The following is a 1,364-nucleotide window of genomic DNA, read 5'->3' as shown; positions in this document are numbered from 1 at the left end:
CTTCGCCCTCATATTGTACCGGATAGAAGAGCAAGCCGTTCAGCTCTTTGAAAACAGGCAACACCGATTTGCGCGATACCGAAGTCCAGCAGCCAAAGACCACCGCCACCTTGTCTTGTGTCAACAGTTGCCGGGCCTTTTCAGCAAACAGCGGCCAGTTGGAAGCGGGATCCACCACCACAGCTTGCAACTTTTTGCCCATGACTCCCCCTTGGGCATTGATCTGCTCGATTGTCATCAAAGCCGTCTCTTTCAAGGCGGTTTCCGAAATGGCCATGGTACCGGAGAGTGAATGCAGAATACCTACCTTGATGGTTTCCTCGGCCCACGTTGTGGAGGGCGCGGCCCACAACCCTAAAGTGAGGGAAGCTGCAGCCATTGGCAACAGTCGCAAGAATTTCCGTCTTAACATAAACAGGCTCCCATAGTGGCTTATTTGAAAAATGAGGGGATCCCTCTGGTTGCACTCTGTACTGCAGAGGCTATGCCAACCACCGGTCGTCCATTTTTTTGGCAACTGAAAGAAGCAAGCGCACTCTTTGTCGCGGCTATGGGGAAGAGTTTTTCAGGAACAACAGTAAAGATATATGAATAAAATTCACAAAATAGAGAAGGGAACAGCACCGACAATCCGCTCTGCTCCCCTTCCAGCTTGCGACCAGAACGAATAAAGATGAGGCTGCGTGCACGCAATATCTGCTAATAAAATATGCAAACATCAAAAACTGCCGCCTTATAATCAGTCATTCAGCACTTTTTTTGTGCTGCGACAGTGCACCATGCCTCTCTGTTCAGCCATTGCTGCGCTTGCTGCACCCCAGCAGCCAATAATACAGAAGCGCCCGCACCCCTTTTGCGTGCCCAGCTTGCTGCAGAGAAAGGGGGTGCTCAATATGCGGCAGCCACCGCCTCTTTGAGCAACGTGCTTAACTGCTCATAGCCAAAGCTGGGCATGGGGCGACCATTGACAAAAAATTCTGGGGTAGCCCGCACTGCCAGACGTTGTCCATCCAAAACATCCTGCTGCACCACTTGCAGCACCTCTGGTCGGTTGAGATCTTCGGCAAAGCGTTGCCGATCCAACTCCAGAGTTTCCAGAAGGGCACGCGCACGGTTCGGTTGCGATTTATGCTCGATCACCCAGCGCCTCTGGTTGGCAAACAGCAGCTCCAAAGCCTGCCAAAACTTGCCTTGCCGATGCGCCGCCTCCAGCATTGCCACCACCTGATCGGAACCGCTATGCAGTGGAGCATAGCGCATCTCCACCTTCACCTTGCCCGGATATTGTGCCAGCAACTGTGTTACCAGCGGATAAAACTCCGCACAGGTTGTACAAGCAGGATCAAAAAACTCTACAATAGTCA

Annotated in this window: 2 protein-coding genes; both read right to left on the bottom strand. The window is 52.1% G+C overall.

The annotated features are described in order from the left end of the window. The coding region (locus tag EJP87_RS16455; protein ID WP_153188696.1) for a transporter substrate-binding protein at positions 1-412 on the bottom strand (412 nt) is incomplete at its 3' end. A 476-nt stretch (positions 413-888) separates the two neighbouring features. Next, positions 889-1,364, bottom strand: a 476-nt coding sequence (locus EJP87_RS16450) for a DsbA family protein (protein ID WP_130472924.1), incomplete at its 5' end; no start/stop codon positions are given.

The organism is Candidatus Magnetaquicoccus inordinatus, assembly GCF_004217665.1.
GTDB classification, from domain to species: Bacteria; Pseudomonadota; Magnetococcia; order Magnetococcales; family Magnetaquicoccaceae; genus Magnetaquicoccus; species Magnetaquicoccus inordinatus.
Note: the sequence above shows the minus strand (reverse complement) of the source record. Positions and strands in the feature narration are given on the sequence as shown.